Genomic DNA, 23101 nt, shown 5'->3' with positions numbered 1-23101 from the left:
TTCCGGCACTAGACGTAAAGTTTTTGTCAAAAAAAGCACCTCGAGCGTAGGCTCGAAGTGCTTCTCGGTCGATTTTTGTTACCCGACGACGCCTTCAGTCTCCTGAAGTTTGTCCGCGATATTCTCGATGATATAGCGGTTACGTGGATGCTCCTGGCACTCTTTCGAGCATGAACGCATTTGTTTCGGTTCACACTCTTCACAACAGAAGTGTTGAGCATTACACACCGGGTTAGCACAATTAACGTAACGGACCGTCTTCGTCCCACAGTGCATGCACTCGGAAACAACCGACGGATTGACCGTGTTGACTGGGACGTTGATGCGCTCGTCAAAGACGTAGAGCTCGCCTTCCCAATTTTCGCCTTTCGTGGCGTCGTCTTTGCCGTACATGGCGACGCCGCCTTTTAGGTGGAAAATGTTGTCGTGACCTTGGTCACGCATATATGCGGTAAATTTCTCGCAACGGACGCCTCCGGTACAGTACGTGAGTAAGGTTTTCCCTTCGTAGAGGTCCTTGTTCTCTTCGAGCCAATCTGGCATGTAACGAGAAGCCTCTACGTCGATTTTGATCGCATTTTTAAAGTGACCAAGATCGTACTCGTAGTTGTTACGAACATCGAGGATGACGACATCGTCGCGATTCATCATCTCTTTCCATTCTGCCGGTTCGAGGTACGCACCGTGCTGTTTAGGAACGTCGAACTCACCATCAAAGCGCCACGTCACAAGCTCTTTCTTATGACGGACAAAGATTTTTTTGAACGCATGCTCTTCGACTTCATCGATTTTGAACTCGATATCGCTGAAAAGCGGGTTCGCTTTCAAGTCGTTCATGTATTGCTCGGTCTGTTCCCAAGTCCCAGAGCACGTTCCGTTGATTCCTTCGGAAGAAATCAAGATCCGTCCTTTGATGCCAAGGTCCTTACAATACTTGAGGTGCTCTTGTGTGAGCGTTTCTGGGTCTTCGATGTTGACGTACTTATAGTACAGCAAGACCCGCATTGGTTTTGTTTCCATGTTATTACTCCCCTGTGTTCAGTTTTTTGCAGGAAAACGAACGTTGGGTTGTGTCGTTCGACGAGCGGACTTGCCTGCAACCACAAGTCCATATTATATGATAGATATCACAGCGAAATTTCGCAAATACTTTTTATTTTTTTTACTGGCGTGCAGGGGGATGCGTCTTCCTGAGCGAAATCGGGTAAAAGGTATTAATGAAAGTCGAAGGTGGAAACTGATATGCTCACATCACTCCAACAATGGATTATCCAACTGATTGAATGGCTGCAAGAGCTTCCGGGAGGCCCATGGGCGGGACTAGGGGCGCCGTTCCTTGAGGCGATCTTTCCATTTCTTCCGCTCGTCCTCATCATTTCGGCGAACGCGGCCACGTATGGGTTCTTGCTCGGGACGTTATTGTCTTGGGTCGGTAGTTTACTAGGGACGATTCTTGTCTTTACAGCCGTCCGTTACGTATTCCGTAAACCGATGACACGGTGGCTCGAAAAACATAAACAAGGGGTATATTGGCTGGAACGCATCAACCATATGAGCCCGATCTCGCTTGGGTTTTTATATTCGCTCCCGTTCATCCCGGTCAGTTTGATCACATACTTACTCGCCCTCATTCAAATGCCGCTTCGGACATTCATCATGGCGGCGGGGTTCGGGAAACTGCTTGTCGTCTTGATTTTTTCGGTCATTGGTGACCAGTGGGAAGAGTTTATTCAAAGTCCGTTCCGCTTATCGATGCTTGGACTGTTACTGTTTATCCTTTGGGCGATCAGCCGTGGTCTCGAGGAATTGCTCAAGCGGCGCGCCTTCAAAAAACGCAACGAACAACTTCAACGTGAACGTGAAACGAAACGTCAAACGACCCTTCGAAGCTAGTGCTTCAAAGGGTCGTTTTGGTTAGGCGCGCTTTTTGAAACGCGGGAAGTTAAAGACGATGGCCAGCCCTCCGCAAATGAAGAGCAGGAATGGATAGAACATATACGGGACGAGCGCTGGTGACGCCGTATTCGTCAATTCGGCGGCGATGAGCAACTGTGCCCCATAAGGCAACAGGCCTTGGACGCCACACGAGAAGATGTCGAGCACACTCGCTGATTTCTTTCGCTCGATGTCATACGTATCGGCGATATTGGCGGCGAGCGGACCGGCCACAAGAATCGAGATCGTGTTGTTCGCCGTCGCGACGTTGGTCGCGCTGACGAGCCCGGCGATGCTCCATTCGGCACCGGCACGTTTTTGAATCCGCGACGTGAGCGCGTCACGCAAGTAAGTGAGCCCGCCGTTATGTGAGATGAGTCCGACGAGTCCGCCCATGAGGAGCGTCAAGAGCGAAATCTCGGCCATACCCATCATCCCGTCTGCCATAGCCGTGACGTATGAAGTGACAGCCAAACTCCCATCGATCAAACCGATGATGCCGGTCAAGGCGATCCCGCCAAGCAAAACGAGAATGACGTTCAACCCGGTCAAGGCGAGAGCGATGACGGCGAGGTATGGAATGAGTTTATACCATTCGAACGCGGCTGCATCGACAGTCGATTCTCCACTCGATAACACCGATAAGAGGACGATTGTGATAAGGGCGGCCGGGAGGACAATCCAAAAGTTGGTTCGGAATTTGTCACGCATATTGGTACGCTGGGTCCGGACGGCAGCGATTGTCGTGTCCGAGATGAACGACAAGTTGTCCCCGAACATGGCACCACCGACGACGGCAGCCGCCGCGATGGCGATATTGACGCCACTTTCTTCGTGGATACCGAGCGCGATCGGGGCGAGGGCGGCAATCGTGCCCGTCGACGTTCCCATCGCCATCGAGATGAAAGCCGCGATGACGAATAAACCGCTCAGTAGAAGCGAGGACGGTAAAAATGTCAGCGCCGCATTGACGGTCGCGTCGATTGCGCCGATTGCTTCGGCGACACTCGAGAACGCTCCGGCGAGCAAGAAGATGAAGACCATGATTAAAATGCCGGGGTTCCCCGCACCTTGGGCGACACGCTCGACCGTCTGAGTGACGCTGCCTTTCGTCATCATCGCCGCGACGATGACCGCGATCAACGCCGCGATCAGGACCGGGAATTTATAAAAGTCGTTATAGTAGATGCCTGCCCCGATAAAGAAGACGAGGAAGACGAGCAAAGGCAATAGTGCCCATTTGTTAGCTGTCGGTTGTTCCAATCGATTCACCTCATTCATAAAATAAAAAGAGAGCCTTCTGAAAAAAGGCTCTCTCTACAAGAAAACACTTTTTTCATCTTTCGAGCAGACTGCTCGCTGGATTTGGCACAGGTTACCCGCTGCCGAGACGTCGACGGGCCAGTCCCTCAGTCTCTCTTGATAAAAAAGTTGTGATATTTAGTTATAAGACACGTTCCCTAACGTACCTGTTTCAAATCTGCTTGTCAACAGCAAACCCCCACGTGATGAACGTGGGGGCGAATCAGGACGTCAAGAAATTATAATGGGCGACGCGGTTGCGTCCGGCATACTTTCCGCCGACGTAAAGTGCCCGGTCGGCGTTGCGAATCGTATCGTCGAGACGTTTGTCCCCGAACGCTTGAATCGTATCAACCCCGATCGAGGCTGTCACGGGGATGTCGATTCCGTCGACGTGGAACGGTTTCGTCTCGATCTGTTGACGGATGCGCTCGGCAATCTCGACGGCTGCTTCGACATCGCACCGGTTCAACAGCAAGATGAACTCCTCCCCGCCATAACGGGCTGCGAAATCATCGGTGCGGAGCACTTGCCGGATGCGGCGGCCGAACTCTTGGAGTACGCTGTCTCCGACTTGGTGTCCGTACGTGTCGTTAATTTTTTTGAAAAAGTCGATATCGAGCATCGCGACGGAAATCGGATACATCGACCCGTCCGAAATTTGCTGAATCCCGTATTCATAAAAAGCCCGGGCATTGGCAAGGAGTGTCAAACTGTCCGTCCGGCTCTCGGTATAGAGGCGGTCGCGTTCATGGCAGCGGCTGATCGTTCGATTGAACGATTTGAGCAGTTTGACGATTTCGCGTTGAATGATGGGCGGATAGCCATAGACGTGCTCGCCGGTCATGACGAGCCACGTGCGGATGCCTTCGATTTCCTCGGAACGGACCGAGATGAAGCTATGATAGTCTTCATCGAACTCGTTCGATAACGGGGCGTCCCATTCAAAGCGCATCTCATACTCGACCGTGGCTTCGTTCGGATAGGTTGCATCGAGTAAATCAAAGACGACGTGGCGATCGATCGGCTGGCGCGTCTTTAAATCAAAGTAAAGTGTGCGGTCGAACAGTTTGAACTCGACGAACCCTTCGTCGTACTCGTTGAGTCGTTCACATTGACTGAGGAACACCTCGATGGCTTGCGCCTCGCTTTGCGACAACGACACGGCTTCTTTTGCCTCATCATATTGTTCAATCAACGATTTGAAGGCGTCTTGCCGACCTTTCTGGATGATGAGCCGCTTAATAAAGAAGGTGAGTGCGGCGGCGATACTGCTGACGACAAGCAAGTTCGTCTCACGGAAGAGCGAGGCTGCTAAAATGAAGACGAGACTGACGATATACGTGTAAAACGCGATGTTTAGAAAGTCGCGGACCGGGATATCGACACGGAACCACCAACCGACTTGATACTTTTGTACGACCGTGTTTAAGATGATGGCCACAATCAAGCCGGCAAGCGGCAGAAACGAGTCTTGGGAATAGAAGCCAAGACCAGTCACACCGCCGAGTGCCAAGTACACGCTGGCTGGGATTGCGATTTCCAAAAATGATGTGATGGCGTTCCACGGATACGTGAAGCGGAAGCGCCGAAGCGCGACACGCGGTTTTAAGTTGACGAATTGAAAGACGATTAGCCCGATTTGATTGACGAACAGTGCCGTCTCGAAATCGAAGAATAAGAAAATGATTAAGACGATGCTTTCCGAAAAGGTAAAGTAGACGCCTTTCCGTTCAATGGAGTCCATTTGAAAAGTAATGACGAGCAACGCAATCAAGATGAACGGTAACGGCTCGATGGCCGGCATGTTTAATACGCCTGTAGCGAACAAGGTGATCGTTGATATGAGTAAAACACTCCATATGCTCCAACCAAGGACGGACATCTTGCGAAAATGGTTCATGGTTCCCTCCTATGTGGGAAAATTCGATATGTATGGTAGGAGATTCGGCACAATCATGCCCGAGTCCTGCCTATTCATCATAATGGCGGAATTCTAGCATTGAGTCTATATGAAATATCCTCTATAATGAAATTGCTTTTCAACCACATAGACGAAAGTCGATGAAAAAGAGAGTAACGATCGTTCCGTCAACAAAGCGACCTAGGGATTGGTGAGAGCCTAGGCTGACAAACATCGCGAAACGCACTTTTGAGATGCTGCCCGAACCTTAGTAGGCGTAGCCGGGGGACCCCCGTTATCACCGATAAAGCGGTCTGCGTCAAGCAGGCAAGAAGAGTGGTACCGCGGGCCATCCCGTCTCTTTGCATCTGTGCAAAGGGCGTTTTTTTTATGAAAATTTTATAAGGAGGAATTGTAATGAGTTATGAACGCAAATATGCGGAAGCCTTGTCCCGTGTCATCGGGGACGAGTTGACGCTTGACCAAATTGAAGCTCTAATTGAAAAACCAAAACATGAGGCACACGGGGACCTTGCTTTCCCTTGCTTCCAACTCGCGAAAGCCTACCGGAAAGCGCCGGTCATGATCGCGACTGATATCGCGAACGATTTGAACGATGAATTGTTCACAAAAGTCGAGGCGGCTGGACCATACGTGAACGTCTTCTTGAGCCGTGACGTCGTGTCACAAGAAATCATCAACATGGTGCTCGACGAAAAAGCGGACTATGCGACGCATGCGACACGCAACGAGACAATCGTGACCGACTTCTCGTCACCGAACATCGCCAAACCGTTCTCGATGGGACACCTCCGTTCAACGGTAATCGGGAACGCCATTAACCAGATCGCCCGTAAAAACGGCTACGACGTCGTTGGGGTCAACCACCTTGGGGACTGGGGGACACAGTTTGGAAAACTGATGGTCGCCTATAAAAAATGGGGCAACGAGGAAGCGGTACGTGAGCATCCGATTGCCGAATTGTTGAAGCTTTACGTTCACTTCCATGAAGAGGCGAAGACGCAACCGGAACTTGAGGACGAAGGCCGTGCTTGGTTCAAGAAACTTGAAGACGGCAACGAAGAAGCGACAGAGCTATGGACATGGTTCCGTGACGAGTCGCTCAAAGAGTTCCAAAAAGTCTACGACTTGCTCGGCGTCGAGTTCGACAGCTTCCACGGGGAGGCGTTCTACAACGACAAGATGGACCGCATCGTCGCCATGCTCGAAGAGAAGAACCTTCTCGTCGAAAGTGAAGGGGCGATGGTCGTCTCACTCGAAGACGAGAACTTGCCGCCATGCTTGATTAAAAAGAAAGATGGCGCGACGCTTTACGCGACACGTGACTTGGCAGCGGCCGTTTATCGTCATGAGACGTATAACTTCGTTCAAGCGAACTACGTCGTCGGCGGCGAACAGGCGCTTCACTTCAAGCAGTTGTTCTCGGTCCTCCGTAAACTCGGCTACGACTTCGTCGATGGCATGCACCACGTGCCGTTCGGTTTGATTTTGCAAGAAGGGAAAAAGATGTCGACACGAAAAGGTCGCATCGTCTTGCTCGAGGAAGTGCTGAAAGAAGCGATCGAGAAAGCTCAAGGCAACATCGCCCAGAAGAACCCAGAACTTGCGAACGCGGACGACGTGGCACGTATGGTCGGTGTCGGCGCAGTCATCTTCCACGACTTGAAGAACGAGCGCATCAACAACATCGAGTTCGACCTCGACAGCATGCTCAAGTTTGAAGGCGAGACAGGCCCGTACGTGCAGTACACGAACGCGCGTGCGAACTCGCTCCTCCGTAAGGGCAACTACGACGGCTCGACATTCACGGGTGCGGATGATGACCACACGTGGGGCGTCGTGACGATGCTCAACGCGTTCCCACACGTGATCACACGTGCCCATGAGCGCCGTGAACCGTCGATCATCAGCCGTTACGTCCTCGACTTGGCGCAATCGTTCAACAAGTATTACGGCCATGTCCGTGTACTCGAAGAAGATGCTGGTAAACAGTCGCGTCTCGCCCTCGTCAAAGCGGTGACGATCGTATTGACAGAAGGACTCCGTCTGATCGGTGTTCAAGCTCCAGAAGAAATGTAAGCACAAATAAGGGACCCTTTTGAGGGGGTCCCTTTTCCTATGCCTTCATTCGTGTGACTGTCCGGGTTTTTGTATCGTACAAACACCATTCCCGGTCGAAGATGACAGCGCCGACGTTGATGACGTACCGTTTTTTCTTCAATGTGAACGGTTTCCCGATTTCCCAGGGAATCGAACGGCCTTTCCGGTAAATCCCCGGGATATGGCTGTGGCCGATAAAGACGAGCGGATACTTGCCTTTCTCGACAATCGGTTCCCAGTCCGGACTCCAATTCACTTGATGGCCATGCAAGAACAACGCCTCATCGAGCGTCGTCTGTTCCGGTAATAATGAAATCCGCGTCTTAACTGGATGCGACACGACGAGCACCTCGTCAATCCGTTCTTCTTGATTGCCACGCAGGCTCGGGAACGTGAGCAGCGCCTCGTAATCGGGATCGTACGTCACGACGTCGGACACTTCGTGGAACCGTTCGTTCCGTCGCTTTTTGCCAATGTGGCATTCATATAAATCGCCGAGGCAGAGGATATGCTCCGTCTCACGCCGGACCGACTCGAGGACGGCCTTCAAATCATCAAACGAACCGTGCGGGTCACTGATGATGGCGAGCTTCATCGGTAGTTCGTAAATTGGGCATCGACAGACAATTCGAGCTCACGGACGAGCTGCATGACGGCTTGGAGGTCATCGCGTGACTTGGCCGTCACACGGATTTGATCGTCTTGGATTTGCGACTTCACTTTCAATTTTGATTCTTTAATGGCGTTGTTGATTTTTTTCGCATCGTCTTTATCGATGCCGCTCTTCAACTTGACGCGCTGACGGACGGTGCCACCGAGGGCGCGCTCGATTTTTTGGTAGTCGAGGTTTTTCGTCGGCACGCCGCGCTTGATCAATTTCGAGATCATGACGTCCTTCAATTGCTCGAGCTTGTAGTCGTCATCCGATACGAGAACGAGGTCGCCGTTGTCGAGTGACATCTCACTCTTCGATCCTTTAAAGTCGTAACGGTTTAAAATTTCTTTCTCGGCGATTTGGATCGCGTTCTTCACTTCTTCCAGGTTCATTTCTGACACAATATCAAAAGAATTGTCTTTTGCCATGTTTCATCCATCCTTTACAAGGGTTTTGTTATAATGATAGCAGATTTGAAGTAGTGAAGGAGTGAAAGAGATGGAACATACTATCGATCAACAGACAAATGTAGATTTAGACCATATGGCGTATCACGGCAAAGACCTCGGGGTGACGTTTAAAGGTGATATCATCCGGTTGCGGGTCTGGTCGCCAGTCGCCGAAGAGATGACCGTAAAACTATACCGGACGCCGCGGGCACGAAAGTTCGAACGGATTGAGCTCGAACGGGCCGAGAAAGGGACGTGGGTCCTTGAACTCGACCGCGCTTCATTCGAAGGATATTTTTACGTGTTTGAAGCTACCGTCGAAGGCAAACGTGTCGAGTCGCTCGATCCGTATGCGAAAGTCGTCGGTGTCAATGGGAAGCGCGGGTGTCTGCTCGACCCGTCAGCGCTCAACCCGGACCATTGGGTCAAAGAACGTCCGCTCTTCCACTCTTCACAAGAGGCGGTCATTTATGAAGCGCACGTCCGTGATTTGACGAGCCATCCCGACAGCGGCGTCATGCATCGTGGCAAATTCCTTGGGATGACCGAGGTCGGCACGAAAACGCCGAACGGCTATCCGACCGCGCTCGACTATATCACCGCGCTCGGCGTCACGCACCTCCAACTCATGCCGTTCTTCGATTACGGTTCGGTGAACGAGTCGCGTGAGAGTGAGGCGAATTATAACTGGGGTTATGACCCGGTCCATTACTTCGCCGTCGAAGGTTCGTACGCCTCGTCTGCCGATGATCCGGCTGCTCGCATCATCGAGTTGAAGGCGATGATCCAGGCACTGCACGACCGTGGGATTCGTGTCATCATGGACGTCGTGTTCAACCATACGTATGATGCGTTGACGACACCGCTCGGTCAGTTTGTGCCCGATTACTATTACCGCTTGAACGAGGATGGAACGCTCGCCGATGGTTCGGCGTGTGGGAACGATACGGCTTCAGAGCGCGCGATGATGCGGAAGTTGATCGTCGAATGTGTCTCATACTGGGCGAAAGAGTTCATGATCGATGGCTTCCGCTTCGATTTGATGGGGCTCCATGACGTCAAGACGATGAACCAAGTCCGGAAAGCACTCGATCGCATCGACCCATCGATTCTCGTCACCGGAGAAGGTTGGGATCTCGACACGCCGCTCTCGGTCCGCAAGAAAGCGAACCAGCATAACGCCCATAAGATGCCACGTATCGCCCAATTCAACGACGCGATTCGCGACGGCGTCCGTGGGGACGTGTTCATCGAGGACTTGCCAGGCTGGATCAGCGGCAACGCGGATATGACGGCGGACGTCAAGCGCGGCATTGCCGGCGCGGTGACAAGTCAGAGTTTTGCCGATGAACCGAACCAAGTCGTGAACTACGTTGAGTGTCATGACAACTTGACGCTTTGGGACAAGCTCGCCGTCACGAACCCGGACGATGACGAGACGACACGTCGTCGCCGGCATCGCCTCGCGACAACGATCGTCATGCTCGGTCAAGGCATCCCATTCTTGCATAGCGGTCAAGAGTTCTTCCGAACAAAAGATGGGGACGAGAACAGCTTCAACTCAGGTGAGGTCGTCAACCGTTTGGACTGGACACGGGCCGAGCAGGAGACGCCGAGCGTCGAATACGTGAAGGGATTGATCAGTCTGCGGAAACAATATCCGTTGTTCCGTCTCGAGAACACGGAGCAGATTCGCAAACATTTGCGCTTCTTCGATGAAGAAGAAGGGGTGATCGCCTTTGAACTGAGTCGCCACGTCGAAGGGTATGTCGAACGTCACCTCGTCTACCATAACGGGCTCGAGGAAGCGGTCGAGGTGAAGCTGCCGGCCGGTAAGTTCGAGGTCCACGTTGAAGACCATACCGTCAATTTGACAGCGCCGCGCCTCCTTGAAGAACGACACGTCACTGTGGCACCGCTCTCGACGCTCGTCGTGACGGAACGCCGCCCGGATTACAGCAAATATGCGGTTGCTGGCGGGGCTGCCCTTGCGATGCTTGGTCTCTGGTACGTCGCGAAAAAACTCAAGAACAAACAGCAGTAACCAAAAAAGGAGACGTCATTCCGTCTCCTTTTCCTCGTTCGTTTCAGTTTTGGCTGCCTCCAGTTCCATCATCTTCTTCACGATGATGTGTTTTGGCATATGCATGAGCTCCTCGAGCGGAACGTTCAGCTTTTTAGCAAGCTCGACCGCCGTCTCGGGAGAGAGTTGAAGTGGGCGCATTGAGGTTCCTCCTTTCACATTCAGGGTATGCTAATGCCAGTATACAGGAAAATCAGGTGCATGGAGAATGTGTTCTGTGAACACATTCAAAATCGAAAAATGCGTGGGGCGTTGCTAAGCTGAAACTAGGAAGTGATCAAATGTACAAACAGGTAGCTGACTATCAATTTCATCAAACGGTTGAATGGTTGGAGCGCGTTGGTGGAGGATGGATGTTGTATTTGGCGCAAACCGGTTTTCTGTTTTTTGACGAGACGTTCCAAATCCGATGGGAACTCGAGTGGAAATGGGCACCGTGCGCACTATATATTGAGCCTCATGGTAGACGAGCCGTCGCGCTGTTTCGGGATTTACAGACATACGGAGTCATGGATTTAACAAACGGGACGATGGAACGTCATCCGATCCCACGGACGTTTCATGACGATTGGTTCAGTAACCTGCACCACTGGTCAGGAGACGACCTGTTTCTTTACTCGGCCGAATCAGACATTGTCGCTTTGAACTTGAACGACCACACGTTCCGGTATAGCCGCTACGAAGAGGTCCCCGAGTTCGGGAGTATCATCGAACTTGCCTATCAGCCGACCTATGATTTCGAACGATTCACGGCACCGGGCCTCGTGACGCTGTACGACGAACCGAATCAACAGTTCGTGGTCGAGAATGTTGCGTCGAGCGCGTCTTGGATGATTCCATACGGAGGTGACCGCGATCTGGCCATCGTCGATCAAATCGGCGAGACGACCGCGATCACATCGATGACGTCGTTCCAACTGTTTGAACGCGATCGCGAAGTGTTCTCGTCTGAAGTGTGTGCTGAAACTGAATTACTGAAAGTCGTCTTATTGGACGAACCGGGCGACCGACTTGTCGTCTTGTCAACGCCACGTCGCTTTTGCCATAGTTGGCTTCAAGTGTTCGAGCGTTGACGCTCCTGGACCAGACCATGGTTCAGGATTTTTTTACGAAGACTTGGTGAATCCCCAAAAAAACGGGAACAGTCTTCTTAGATGGAGAGGAGTGGACAGGGATGGAACGATTAGGACAAGCGTTAGTCCGATGGCGCTACGCTGTCGTGTTGATTTGGACGGTATTGCTCGCGGTATCGGTGTATTTCGGATTACAGTTGCCAAGTGAACTGCGCGGCAACGGGTTCGCAATCCAAGACGGGCGTTTCGCCCAAGTGGAAGACAAGTTGAACGACCGGTTCGACCGGGCCGGTGCCTCGATGATCGTCTTGTTGGAAGGTGGTGACCTTGATATGGTCATCGAGCAGCAACGCGATCGACTCGTCGAAGTCGATGGGGTCGATGGCGTGATCACGCCAGCCGAGAATCCGGAGGCACGCGATGGGGACGTCGCCTATTTATTGCTCGAGTTCGAGGACTACGATACGGCCGAGACGTCGATTGAAGACGTCCGCAGCGCCTTGATTCGAGATACGGATACAGACGTGCGATTGACCGGAGAGCCGGTGTTCGCGGATGACTTGAACGAGGCGTCAAAGAATGACTTGATTCGGGCCGAGTTGATTGGGATCCCGGTCGCGCTGCTCGTGCTCTTGCTCGTCTTCGGGACGCCGCTCGCCGCATTTATGCCATTATTCGTCGGTTTAATCACGTTCATCGTGGCAGCGGGTTCGCTATTCTTCTTTGCCCAAACGATGGAACTGTCTATTTTCGTGTTGAATGCGGTCGCGATGATTGCCATCGCGCTCGGCATTGATTTCTCCTTATTGCTCGTCAACCGGTACCGGGAAGAGCTCGCGAAAGGGAAGTCACGTGAGGCGGCCATCGTCCGAACGGTCGCGACGGCTGGACGATCGATTCTATTCTCAGGACTTTGCGTCTTCGTCGGACTGGCTGGGTTGTTGTTCATCCAAGTCGATGTGTTCCAAGCGATTGCCCTCGGTGCGTTGATTGCCGTCGCCGGTGCGGTCTTGTCCGCGCTCACGTTGTTGCCGTCTGCCCTGTACATCGTCGGAGACACGATCAATAAAGGACGGCTCGTCAAGACGAATGAGACACGTTCTGAAGTGCGGTGGCAGAAGTTGGCCCGCTTCGTCATGAGACGTCCCGTCACGATGACGCTCGTCGCGCTCTTGCTGCTATTGCCAAGCCTCTGGTTCGTCCGTGACCTCGAACTGAACATCCCGGACGCCGATGCGCTCCCGACCTCGTACGAGTCACGGGCCGCCCTTGAGCGGTGGGACGACGTGTTCGGAGAGACGTCGACCGATGCGGTGCTCTTGTTTGAGACGAATGACTTGACCGATTCGATGATTCTCGATGAATTGACCGGACTCACTGATGAGCTATCCGAGGGTCCGATTGTCGACAACGTCACGACGTTCTTGACGGCATCCGGTCTCGAACCAGCCGAATTCCAACAACTCGCTGAAGCGGCACCAGAGCAACTTGAGGCGTTCGAACGTCTCGTCACGCTTGAAGGAAATACAGACCTTGCCCTCGTCAACGTCAGCTTTGACGTCCCGCCAAGTGATAAAGACGCGCAGGCGTTCGTCCGAGATTGGCGCGAGAACGGTTTTGACGTCGGGGGACCAGCCGCGTTCAACGAAGAAATTTATGAAGAGATTTATGACAGCATCCCATATGCGGTCGTGACCGTGATCTTGGCGACGATGTTCATCCTCATGTGGGCGTTCCGTTCCGTCTTGATCCCAATCAAAGCGATCATCATGAACGTGCTCGGTCTCGGGGCGACGTTCGGGCTGCTCGTCATCATCTTCGAATCGGGTTACGTGTATGACGCCGAGACGATCAGTATATTGACCCCGGTGTTTATCTTCTCACTTGTGTTCGGCCTATCGATGGACTACGAGGTGTTCCTCGTCTCGCGGATTGAGGAATATTATCGGGAGACCGGGGATAACGATTACGCGACGGAGATGGGACTCGCCAAGACGAGTAAAATCATCACGTCGGCCGCGGTCATCATGATCGTCGTCACGGGGGCGTTCGCCTTCACCGGCGTCAGCCCGATCAAACAGCTCGGGGTCGGGATCGCGCTCGCCATCTTCATCGATGCGACAATCATACGCATCTTGCTCGTACCATCTTTGATGAAAATGTTCGGGGACTGGAACTGGTGGTGGTTCGGGAAGAAAGATTTACCGAAACGTAATCTACACTAAATATACATTTAATGAAATAGTCGTGAAAATGTGTTAAAATAGTTTCATGATTACGCGCAATTTGGGAAAGGAAGGTCTTTATGGATACCGAGAGGACATGGCCTCTGTTTCAATTGCCGGACTTCTAGCGTTGAGTTTTTACAAGCGACATCAATGTAAAAATCAACAAACGGAAGATCGGAGATGGAACAGATGGAACCGCGGCTACGACTGAGGATCCTCCTCTCCGTTGAAAACGGGGAGGACAATCGGAATGAAACGAGTTGCTACCATAGTGCTCGGAACGCTAATCATGGCGTTCGGTTATTATTATTTGAATGAACAGTTTGGTTTGGCAGAAGGGGGCTTCGTCGGGCTAGCATTGCTCGGCCGCTATTTATTTGATATCGATCCAGCGATCTCGATGATCTTGCTCGATATCCCCTTCTTTTTAATCGCCCTTTGGTGGAAAGGCTGGCGCTTCGTCGGACAAGCCGTGCTTGCCGCCGCGTCGTTATCGCTCAGTTATGCGATGTGGGACCGATTGGATTTACTCACATTCGACATTCAAGTCTGGCCGGCAACGTTGTTTGCCGCCATCGCGAGCGGGATTGTGACCGGTTACGGTCTCGGTCTTGTCTTGAAGTCAGGCGGGGCGACCGGAGGCGACGATTTATTCGCCCTCGGCCTATCGAAATGGACCGGCGTATCGGTCGGGACGATTCTCATCATATTTGATGTCATCGTTTTGGCGATCTCGCTCATCTATTTGCCGCTGTCGAACGCGCTTTACACGCTTCTCGCGGTCTCGATCGCAGGTCGTGTCGTCACGAAAATGTTGACGGACGATGTGGTCGAAGTAGCCGTGCCAAGTGTGACCAAACTAAAAACAAAAAACGATCTCGCGTGAGATCGTTTTTTGTTTTGTAAAATTTATCACAGTTTTACAGTCATCTTTCTTCTACACTAAATATAGAAGGAGGGAGTCACATGAAATGGATGATTCCAAAACAGCACGGCGCTTGGTCGATGCTGATCTTACCGTTCTTACTCGGCGGTATCGTCGGAGGGTGGACGTTCGCGCACATCCCGTTCGCCATCGCCTGGTTGTTCGTTTATATGGGCACGTTTTTCTTGTTCCAATACATCAAGCAACGGAAGAAGTCTAAGGAACTGTTGCGTACGGTCGTGACGTATTTGACGATTGCCACCGTCGCCGCCGTCCCGGTGTTTCTGTCCGAGTGGCGTCTCGTCTGGTTCGTCCTCGCGATGATCCCGTTCGGACTCGTCAACGCCTATTTCGCCAAAATCAAAGACGAGCGCAACGTCTGGAACGACGTCAGCGCCGTCACTTCATTTTGTATCGGCGGGATGGCGAGTTATTATCTCGGGGCACGGGTCTTGGACGAGACAATGATGTGGATGTTCGTCTTGCCGTACTTATATTTCCTCGGAAGTATCTTTTTCGTCAAGACGATGATTCGAGAGAAAAAAAGTCTATTCTATCGAAACGTATCATGGGGGTATCACTCCTTGCTTGTCGCCATCTTCATCGCGTTCGGCTATCCGGTTTTGGCACTCGCTTACGCGCCAAGTCTCGTCCGGGCGGTCGCGTTCTACGGCAAAAAGATCCCCATCATGAAGATCGGGATCGTCGAAATCGCCAACTCGGTGTTCGTGCTCGGTTGTCTCAGCTGGTATTTATTTTCTTAAGAAGGGGCGACCCTTCTTTTTTTAATCGCTTGAAGCGCTGCTAGAGATGATGGCGACAGTCGTCGCGGCCGTTGCTGCCTGTTGCATGGCGAGCAGGTGGGCGAACGTCCCGTGTAACAGTAAATCGCTCGCGTCTTCCTTGATGTTGTTTGCCGCGACGAGTTGCAGGGCGACCGTCAACGCGTGGGTGTGGAACCAGCGATGCTTTTCCTTCTCGGCGTTCGTGATTTCGATCAGGTCGCGCTCGTCGTTGTCGTTCGGAGCCGCGACGATGGCCAAGAGGGCGAGCGCTGGCAGATGCTCGTTTTTGACAGCGATTGTTTGTCCTTGGAGCCGCGTGCGCCACTCGAGCAGGCGGTTGATGACCTCGTCTGAAGGCAAGTCGCTAAAAGCAAGTAGATGGGAGACGAGTTGGAGCTCGTTTGAGCGGGGCAACTCGGCTTTCAACGCTTCGTAATACGTCTCGATTCGTTCATTTAGCGCAACATGGTCATCGAACGCTTGAACGAGGACGAGGGCAGACAAGAGATCTTCTTCGCTCGTCAGCCAAGGATGGTTTCGTTTGAACGTTTGATAGAGTGCGCTTGCCTCATCGAGCCGGCGCTCGGGCTCATCGACGTTGATCAGTTGGCTCGCGATAAAGGGCCGTAACATACTGAAGCGGAAGTGCTTCCGGTCGAGTAACGTATCGAGCCGGAGCGCCTCGTCGATGGCCGGTTCGATGTCTTCATACTTGGCATCGAGAAACGACAGCCAGACAAAATTATTACTGCCGCGAAATTTCGAGAACATGCCGGTCTTCTGTTTCAGAACCGCTTGAGCGTGTTCGAACCGTCCCGAATCGAACGGGGTATCGTGCATGGCATAGTTGATGGCCATCAAACGTCGGAAATCATCGGTGAACCACTTTGTCGCTCCCCTGATTCCTTCGAGTGCTTCGAGGTAACGGGTGTAACGTGTCATCATCAGCAATTCCTCCTTTTGCTCCTTATACGAGTACAATCGAAAGAATGATTCAAAAACAGCCGCCCTGGATTCGTCCGGGGCGGCTGTTTGTTATTGGACTTGCGTATACAACTTCTGCATGTACTCGTTCACTTCATCGGCCGCTTGGAACATCATGAATGAATGTTGCAAGATGATCTCTGGCGAGAAGCCGAGGTCGAGGTCGAGCGTCGAGGCGAGCGTGACATCACGGTCGCTATCGAGTACGCAACGGAAGTATTTGAACTCTTGGTTGAACTCGTTCAAGGCGTTAAGAATCGGTAGGTCTTCCACGTAGTCCGGCACGTGTGTGACTGTCGCGGCATAAAGTTCCGCATCCGTCGTCTTTTTATTGAAGGCGATAATCATAACGGGCTGAGCCCCGGATTTAGTCGTTTCGCGCGTCAAGAATGTGACGTGCGTTTCAGTCTCGCTCTCTTTAAACGTCATATTGCGTTCAGCGACGAGCGCTTTAAATGATTCTACTTTTTCTTCGAAGTTCACAAACAAGTCCCCCTTAAAAGTCGTTACTCTAACTTTCTCCCATTTGCGGAGGGAAAGCAAGGGGAACTAGCGTTTCATCAACATTTTGATGGCTTCTTCGACGGTTTCTGACGTATCTTCGCCATCTTGTTGGGCGGTGATGATGCACTGCTCCAAGTTCTTCGCGACGATGATGGTCGAAGCACGGTCGAGTGCCGAACGAGCCGCACTCAACTGCGTCACGACGTCGCGGCACTCTTTCCCTTCTTCCATCATACGGATGATGGCCCGGATTTGTCCTTCGACTCGTTTCATCCGGTTCAATACTTTCGCATCGTATTGATACTGTTCCATTAGATTCACCTCTATATTCAAATCGTTCAGTAACCCAACTATTTATTGTGTAGTCTCATCTTAATACGTGGGGGAGTATGTGTCGAGCCACAACGTTTGAGATAAAGATTTTTTGAAAGTTTACCATTTCGTCAAACAAATCCCTTGCAATCAAATACCATAGGGGGTATATTTATGACGTGGAAGCGATATGTTCAATGAATCACAAACTTTCGTCGGACGCCCGCTACCAAGATGACGAATAAATAAGTGAAACATCATAGATTAAAAGGATGGGTAAATAACGTGAAAGCATCTGCTTTAAAACGTCAAATGGATTTTGAAGTACCAGTGAACATCGTCGACGTTCGTGAACGTGACGAGTTCCAAGAAGCGCACATTGCTGGCGCGAGCAATTATCCGCTATCTGAAATTTCGGAATGGATCGAGACACTCGACCCTGAAGAAGAATACATCGTTCTCTGCCGTTCAGGTGCTCGCAGCACGCAAGCAACTTGGCAAATGGAAGCGAAAGGTTATAAAGTGATCAATATAGAAGATGGCTTGATGAGCTGGCCTGGTGAAGTCGTCAAAGGAGGAAATGAGCAATGAGTAAAAAAATCGTAATCGTCGGTGGAGTCGCCGGTGGCGCTTCAGCAGCCGCACGCCTTCGTCGCTTAAACGAAGAGAACCAAATCGTCATGTTCGACCGGGGCGAATACATTTCGTTCGCGAACTGTGGTCTTCCATATTACATTGGTGACGTGATTCAAGATCGTCAAAAATTGCTCGTCCAAACGGTCGAGGGCATGAATAAACGTTTCCAACTCGACATCCGCAACTTGACGGAAGTGACAAAAATCAACCGTGCCGAGAAGACGGTATCGGTGAAAAACGTTAAGACGGGCGAAACATACGATGAGTCGTACGATGTACTCGTCTTGTCACCAGGAGCGAAACCAATTCGTCCGAACATCCCTGGAATTGAAGAAGCAGAAGACATCTTCACGCTCCGCAACATTCCGGATACGGATAAAATCCGCAGCTACGTTGACGACAAAGCGCCGAAACACGCGACAGTCATCGGTGGCGGTTTCATCGGGATCGAAATGGCTGAAAACTTACGTGAGCGCGGCGTCGAGGTCACGCTCGTCGAGATGGCCGACCAAGTTATGACACCGCTCGATCGTGAGATGGTATCACCTGTTCACGAACACATGCGTCTCCATGGCGTCGACCTTCAGCTTTCTGACGGTGTCGATTCGTTCTCTGAGAAAGGGAAACGTGTCCACTTGAAGAGCGGTCGCGTCATCGATACCGATATGGTCGTCTTGTCAATCGGCGTCGTGCCAGAATCGTCAATCGCAACGGAAGCAGGACTTGAAACAGGCATCCGCGGCGCCATCCGCGTCAACGAGAAGATGCTCACGTCAGATCCGAACATTTACGCGATTGGAGATGCTGTCGAAGTACTCGATTATATCTTTAAAGAGCCGACGGTCGTTCCGCTTGCATGGCCGGCCAACCGCCAAGGCCGTCTTGTCGCCGATATCATCAACGGTCGTGACGTTAAATACAACGGAACGATGGGGACTGGGATTGCCAAAGTATTCGATATGACAGTTGCTTCGACAGGTTGGAACGAAAAACGTTTAACAGCAGCTGGTAAAGAATTCGAAGCCGTTCACGTGCACCCGGGTTCACATGCGGGTTATTACCCAGGGTCGACACCGGTATCACTCAAACTCTTGTTCCATCCGACGACAGGTGAAATCTACGGCGCGCAAGGCGTGGGGATGAACGGCGTCGATAAACGGATCGATGTGATTGCGACAGCGATGAAAGGTGGCTTGACGGTCCTTGACCTTCCAGACCTTGAACTCAGCTACGCACCACCGTTCAGCTCAGCGAAAGATCCAGTCAACATGATCGGTTACGTCGCGTCGAACGTCGTTCTCGGCGATAACGAAGTCGTGCACTGGAACGAGATTGACGAGTTGGTCCAAAACGGCGCGACATTGCTCGACGTCCGTGACGAGTCAGAACATGAACTTGGCAAAATTCCTGGTTCAATCAACGTTCCGCTCAACTCGCTACGCGATCATTTGGACAACTACAGCAAAGACGAAACGATTTATGTGACGTGCCAAGTCGGGCTTCGCGGATATCTCGCATCCCGTATCTTGCGTCAAAACGGTTTCAAGGTGAAAAACTTGAGCGGTGGCTACAAAACATGGTCACAAGTAAAACGTGATTTTGATGCCATTGAGGCAGGCACGAAGGCAGAGAGTGAGACTGCCGCAACAGTAACGGAGGAGGCACCGCCAGCAATGACAAATGAACCAGTCGGGGAACCGATTTTCCTAGATACATGCGGTCTGCAATGCCCGGGACCAATTTTAGAAGTAAATAAAAAAGTAGCCGAGCTCGGCGAAGGCGAGACGCTTCGTGTCCTCGCGAGTGACCCTGGTTTCTTTGCAGACATCGAAGCATGGGCTAAGAAAACCGGCAACAAGCTCGTCTCGAAACAGTTCGTGAACGGTCGCGTGGAAGCAATTCTTCAAAAAGGTAATGGTCCTGCGGCTGTACAAGCAGGGGCACCAGCGACAGACGGCGCATCGATGGTCGTCTTCAGCGGAGATCTCGACCGCGCGCTCGCTTCGTTCATCATCGCCCAAGGTGCGGCGGCGATGGGCAAAGACGTGACGATGTTCTTCACATTCTGGGGACTCAACGTCATTCGTAAGCCAGATGCACCGGAAGTGAAGAAACAAGGTCTCGAGAAGATGTTCGGCATGATGATGCCATCGCATGCGGGTGAACTTCCACTCTCGAACATGAACTTCGGTGGAGTTGGTCAAAAGATGATGAAAAAAGTGATGAGCGACAAAAATGTACCATCACTTGACGAAATGATCAAATCGGCTCAAGAAGCAGGCGTCAAAATGGTCGCTTGTACGATGTCGATGGACGTCATGGGAATCAAAGAAGAAGAGTTGATCGACGGCATCGATCTCGGTGGTGTGGCAGCATACCTCGGGGCGGCTGAAGGCGGCAACTTGAACCTCTTCATCTAATCAAATGATGCAGGATGGGCGATCGGTCACTTGACCGGTCGCTTTTTCTGTTGTTCGACAGCTCATGTGAAATTTGTCGAAAAAAGATTGCAATTCTTAGACGTTTTTCCTATAATTCTACTCATGTAAAGAAAGTTGACATAACTTTTTCTTATAACTCATACATACACGGAGGATTTAAAGATGGAGAAATTCGTAGAAGGTCTCGTTTCATCAGCCAACGACTTGCTTTGGTCATCAGTACTAATCGTTGTCCTTGTCGCCTTAGGTTTGTACTTCACCGTCCGGATGGGGTTTGTCCAGTTCCGGATGTTGCCTGAAATGTTCCGCCTCTTGTTCAAAGACGGCATGAAACGTGAAAAAGGCCAAGTCTCGTCATTCCAAGCGTTCGCGATCGGGACAGCAGCCCGCGTCGGAACGGGTAACATCGCCGGTGTCGCGACAGCAATCGCGCTCGGAGGTCCAGGAGCCGTCTTTTGGATGTGGCTCATCGCCCTCATCGGATCGGCTTCGGCGTTCGTAGAAAGCACGCTCGCACAAGTCTACAAGATTCGGGACGGACGCACATGGCGTGGAGGCCCGGCGTACTATATGGAGCGCGCCCTCGGTCAACGTTGGCTGGGGATCTTGTTCGCAATTCTCATCACGTTCTCGTTCGGATTCGCCTTCAACTCGGTGCAGTCGAACACAATCTCGCTCTCGATGAGCAATCAGTTCGGCGTGAGCACGACGACAGTCGGTCTCGTCTTGGCCGTCGTCACAGCAATCGTCATCTTCGGTGGGATTCAGTCGATCGCCGTGCTCTCGAGTATCATCGTCCCGGTCATGGCCGGTGGCTATATCTTGCTCGCAGGATGGGTCATGATTTCAAACGCATCATTATTGCCGGAAGTGTTCGGTTTGATCTTCTCAGAAGGCGTGTTCGGTCTGCAGCAACTGTTCGGCGGTGCCATCGGAGCGATGGTGCTCCAAGGAATTCGTCGCGGTCTCTTCTCGAACGAAGCCGGAATGGGTTCTGCCCCGAACGCGGCGGCGACAGCGGAAGTATCGCACCCGGTCAAGCAAGGCTTGATTCAATCGTTCAGCGTCTTCGTTGATACGCTTCTCGTCTGTACGTCGACAGCGATGATCATCTTGTTGTCAGGTGTAGCCGGATCGGAGTCGTTCGCAGGTGTTGAATTGACACAAGCGGCGCTTACGGCTGAGATTGGTCCGATGGCGACATCGTTCCTCACGATCGCGATTTTCTTGTTCGCGTTCAGCTCGATTCTTGGAAACTACTACTACGGCGAGACGAACATCCAGTTCATCTCGGATAAAAAGATTTACGTCACGCTCTACCGCATCGGTGTCGTCGGTATGATCCTCTTCGGAGCCGTCCGTTCGGCCGGTCTCGTCTGGTCGATTGCGGACGTGTTCATGGGCCTTATGGCGCTCGTCAACTTGTATGCGATTTTCCGTCTCGCGAAAGTCGCTCGTCTCGTCCTCGACGATTACTTGGAGCAACGCCGTCAAGGTGATGACCCGGTATTTTACGCCGATTCGATCGACAACTTGCCAGGCCGCGAGTACATCGAGGCTTGGGAGACGGCAGAAGAGGAAGAAGTCAAGACAGGCACGATTCGTTCATAAGCGACAAACCGTCTACGAAAACACGTAGGCGGTTTTTTTGCGCCTAAAAGATGGGTAAACTGAAGAAAAGGGGGGCGTTCAATCATGGAGACGACACATTATATACGCATTTCCCCAGAAGTATGGGTCTCGTTCGGGCAAGACCCGGAAATGATTTTAGATTGGCTGTTGCACGTTCACGCTCAACAGCGTGACACGTATGAGACGTTGACGCTCCCGAACATTGAACGGTTCCAAAAAATTCTCGGGCAAATCGAAGTCTATATCGATGGGGATGACACGTATAACTTGGAGATGGCGGTCATTGGGGAAGAGTTGATCGTCAACGAGAAGCAGGCGGTCGTCGTCGGGATTTTGACGCCGCAACTGCTCCACATCGTCAAAGACGCGATGAACGCGTTCACGAAAGAGGATGTCGCCGACATGGCGTTCGTCGACCATGAAGGCCTCGATGATGTATGGCTCAAATGGACGTTGCTGAAACGATTCTGCGAAGAAGCGATTGAACGAGATGAGCTCGTGTTGATTTATTATGAGTAAGATCGTCTAAATGGTATAATATTGAAAAAATGGCGGTGGGATAAGTGAGTAATTTCCTTGTTAATTTGGCTTTATTCTATATGATAGTTAGCCCTGTGTTTGCATATCGAATCGGTCGAAAACGCGTTGCAAGACTGAATATGATAGCGCTCTTGCTTTATATCGTGAGTTGGGGATATGTTCTTGGTGCGGGGACGCCTTCCGACCATCCTGTCTCGATACTTTGGGGCGTCTTGCTGTTCCTGAATCTTTTATTGACTGTGATGAATAGCGCGATGTTTCTATATGAACGTTGGCCAAACCGTTCTTTGTTGCGTATCGGTGCCGTGGCGACTAGTTTCTTTTTAGGAAGCTTATTAGTCACGTACAGTCTTGATTCACGTGATGTGCTATGGGAGATGATGCTACAAGCGAGTATGACGACAGTCGTACTGTTTGTCACAAGCGTCATCTGGATTAGGCTGCGACAAATCGATCGTCAGCCGGACATGTAAAAAGTCCGACGACATAGCGTCGAGCGGTGGGTAAGTTGTTTAAATGGCATTCTTCTAAAGTATTTTATTATTTTATGGAGGTTCCCTGAATGTTATCTTGGTTAGGTATAACGAATGCAG

The 23101-nt window shown here is 51.6% G+C and carries 21 protein-coding genes, 1 riboswitch and 1 other annotated feature; of the genes, 12 read left to right on the top strand and 9 right to left on the bottom strand.

Features of this window, described 5'->3' with window-relative positions:
* Positions 1-78: 78 nt before the first annotated feature.
* Positions 79-1020 (bottom strand): oxygen-dependent tRNA uridine(34) hydroxylase TrhO, encoded by a 942-nt coding sequence (trhO, locus tag KNP64_RS08940; protein WP_034780826.1) that lies wholly within the window; start codon positions 1018-1020, stop codon positions 79-81.
* A 222-nt stretch (positions 1021-1242) separates the two neighbouring features.
* Here trhO and KNP64_RS08935 point away from each other — a divergent pair, with 222 nt between their 5' ends.
* Positions 1243-1893, top strand: a complete 651-nt coding sequence (locus KNP64_RS08935) for a TVP38/TMEM64 family protein (protein WP_214788353.1) — start codon at positions 1243-1245, stop codon at positions 1891-1893.
* Positions 1894-1914: 21 nt separating this feature from the next.
* Here KNP64_RS08935 and KNP64_RS08930 read toward each other — a convergent pair whose 3' ends face one another.
* Positions 1915-3216: a Na+/H+ antiporter NhaC family protein gene (locus tag KNP64_RS08930; protein ID WP_214793010.1), complete on the bottom strand. Its 1302-nt coding sequence runs from the start codon at positions 3214-3216 to the stop codon at positions 1915-1917.
* A gap of 52 nt (positions 3217-3268) precedes the next feature.
* A riboswitch (SAM riboswitch) is annotated at positions 3269-3364 on the bottom strand.
* Positions 3365-3460: 96 nt separating this feature from the next.
* Positions 3461-5140, bottom strand: a complete 1680-nt coding sequence (locus KNP64_RS08925) for a GGDEF domain-containing protein (protein ID WP_251126385.1) — start codon at positions 5138-5140, stop codon at positions 3461-3463.
* A 152-nt stretch (positions 5141-5292) separates the two neighbouring features.
* Positions 5293-5505 (top strand) — a binding site (T-box leader).
* A gap of 52 nt (positions 5506-5557) precedes the next feature.
* On the opposite strand from KNP64_RS08925, the gene argS reads away from it, so the two are divergent.
* The gene (gene argS / locus KNP64_RS08920) at positions 5558-7240 is read left to right on the top strand and encodes an arginine--tRNA ligase (RefSeq protein WP_034780833.1); all 1683 of its coding nucleotides are present in this window, start codon (positions 5558-5560) and stop codon (positions 7238-7240) included.
* Positions 7241-7277: 37 nt separating this feature from the next.
* Here argS and KNP64_RS08915 read toward each other — a convergent pair whose 3' ends face one another.
* Together KNP64_RS08915 and KNP64_RS08910 are read right to left on the bottom strand one after the other, a co-directional pair.
* Positions 7278-7856: a metallophosphoesterase family protein gene (locus KNP64_RS08915; protein ID WP_034780835.1), complete on the bottom strand. Its 579-nt coding sequence runs from the start codon at positions 7854-7856 to the stop codon at positions 7278-7280.
* Complete coding sequence (locus KNP64_RS08910; RefSeq protein WP_034780837.1) at positions 7853-8344, bottom strand: YajQ family cyclic di-GMP-binding protein; 492 nt, start codon at positions 8342-8344, stop codon at positions 7853-7855. Before KNP64_RS08910 ends, KNP64_RS08915 begins: the two co-directional genes overlap by 4 nt.
* Positions 8345-8414: 70 nt before the next feature.
* Between KNP64_RS08910 and pulA the strand changes: the two genes are divergently transcribed.
* Positions 8415-10409, top strand: coding sequence for a type I pullulanase (pulA, locus tag KNP64_RS08905; protein WP_214793013.1), 1995 nt, complete (start codon positions 8415-8417; stop codon positions 10407-10409).
* Between the two features lie 15 nt (positions 10410-10424).
* Here pulA and KNP64_RS08900 read toward each other — a convergent pair whose 3' ends face one another.
* On the bottom strand, positions 10425-10589 hold the full coding sequence (locus tag KNP64_RS08900; protein ID WP_021068148.1) for a YycC family protein: 165 nt from the start codon (positions 10587-10589) through the stop codon (positions 10425-10427).
* Between the two features lie 140 nt (positions 10590-10729).
* Here KNP64_RS08900 and KNP64_RS08895 point away from each other — a divergent pair, with 140 nt between their 5' ends.
* From KNP64_RS08895 to KNP64_RS08880, 4 genes are all read left to right on the top strand, one after another.
* On the top strand, positions 10730-11521 hold the full coding sequence (locus tag KNP64_RS08895; RefSeq protein WP_034780841.1) for a hypothetical protein: 792 nt from the start codon (positions 10730-10732) through the stop codon (positions 11519-11521).
* A gap of 101 nt (positions 11522-11622) precedes the next feature.
* Positions 11623-13746: an MMPL family transporter gene (locus KNP64_RS08890; protein ID WP_214793016.1), complete on the top strand. Its 2124-nt coding sequence runs from the start codon at positions 11623-11625 to the stop codon at positions 13744-13746.
* Between the two features lie 253 nt (positions 13747-13999).
* The gene (locus tag KNP64_RS08885) at positions 14000-14635 is read left to right on the top strand and encodes a YitT family protein (protein ID WP_128123164.1); all 636 of its coding nucleotides are present in this window, start codon (positions 14000-14002) and stop codon (positions 14633-14635) included.
* Between the two features lie 80 nt (positions 14636-14715).
* Positions 14716-15438 (top strand): YwiC-like family protein, encoded by a 723-nt coding sequence (locus KNP64_RS08880; RefSeq protein WP_214793019.1) that lies wholly within the window; start codon positions 14716-14718, stop codon positions 15436-15438.
* Positions 15439-15459: 21 nt separating this feature from the next.
* On the opposite strand, the gene KNP64_RS08875 is transcribed toward KNP64_RS08880, so the two are convergent.
* From KNP64_RS08875 to KNP64_RS08865, 3 genes are all read right to left on the bottom strand, one after another.
* Positions 15460-16404, bottom strand: a complete 945-nt coding sequence (locus KNP64_RS08875; RefSeq protein WP_251126384.1) for a DUF4003 family protein — start codon at positions 16402-16404, stop codon at positions 15460-15462.
* Between the two features lie 90 nt (positions 16405-16494).
* Positions 16495-16926 (bottom strand): type III secretion system chaperone family protein, encoded by a 432-nt coding sequence (locus tag KNP64_RS08870; RefSeq protein WP_016509669.1) that lies wholly within the window; start codon positions 16924-16926, stop codon positions 16495-16497.
* Between the two features lie 66 nt (positions 16927-16992).
* Complete coding sequence (locus tag KNP64_RS08865; protein WP_021068154.1) at positions 16993-17259, bottom strand: metal-sensitive transcriptional regulator; 267 nt, start codon at positions 17257-17259, stop codon at positions 16993-16995.
* 285 nt (positions 17260-17544) lie between these two features.
* Between KNP64_RS08865 and KNP64_RS08860 the strand changes: the two genes are divergently transcribed.
* The 5 genes from KNP64_RS08860 (at position 17545) to KNP64_RS08840 (ending at position 22981) form a co-directional block, all read left to right on the top strand.
* Positions 17545-17850: a rhodanese-like domain-containing protein gene (locus KNP64_RS08860; protein ID WP_214710656.1), complete on the top strand. Its 306-nt coding sequence runs from the start codon at positions 17545-17547 to the stop codon at positions 17848-17850.
* Complete coding sequence (locus KNP64_RS08855) at positions 17847-20315, top strand: CoA-disulfide reductase (protein WP_214788373.1); 2469 nt, start codon at positions 17847-17849, stop codon at positions 20313-20315. The genes KNP64_RS08860 and KNP64_RS08855 overlap by 4 nt, the downstream gene beginning before the upstream one ends.
* A gap of 183 nt (positions 20316-20498) precedes the next feature.
* Positions 20499-21947 (top strand): alanine/glycine:cation symporter family protein, encoded by a 1449-nt coding sequence (locus KNP64_RS08850; protein ID WP_214764032.1) that lies wholly within the window; start codon positions 20499-20501, stop codon positions 21945-21947.
* An 84-nt stretch (positions 21948-22031) separates the two neighbouring features.
* Positions 22032-22487 carry a DUF1877 family protein gene (locus KNP64_RS08845; RefSeq protein WP_034780851.1) on the top strand — a complete coding sequence of 152 codons (456 nt, stop codon included), beginning with the start codon at positions 22032-22034 and terminating at the stop codon, positions 22485-22487.
* Between the two features lie 275 nt (positions 22488-22762).
* Positions 22763-22981 carry a hypothetical protein gene (locus KNP64_RS08840; protein WP_214793023.1) on the top strand — a complete coding sequence of 73 codons (219 nt, stop codon included), beginning with the start codon at positions 22763-22765 and terminating at the stop codon, positions 22979-22981.
* Positions 22982-23101: the final 120 nt, after the last annotated feature.

Origin of the sequence: Exiguobacterium sp. s64 (assembly GCF_018618035.1) — a bacterium.
In the GTDB taxonomy this organism is placed as follows: domain Bacteria; phylum Bacillota; class Bacilli; order Exiguobacteriales; family Exiguobacteriaceae; genus Exiguobacterium; species Exiguobacterium mexicanum_A.
This window is presented reverse-complemented; position numbering and strand designations above follow the sequence as displayed.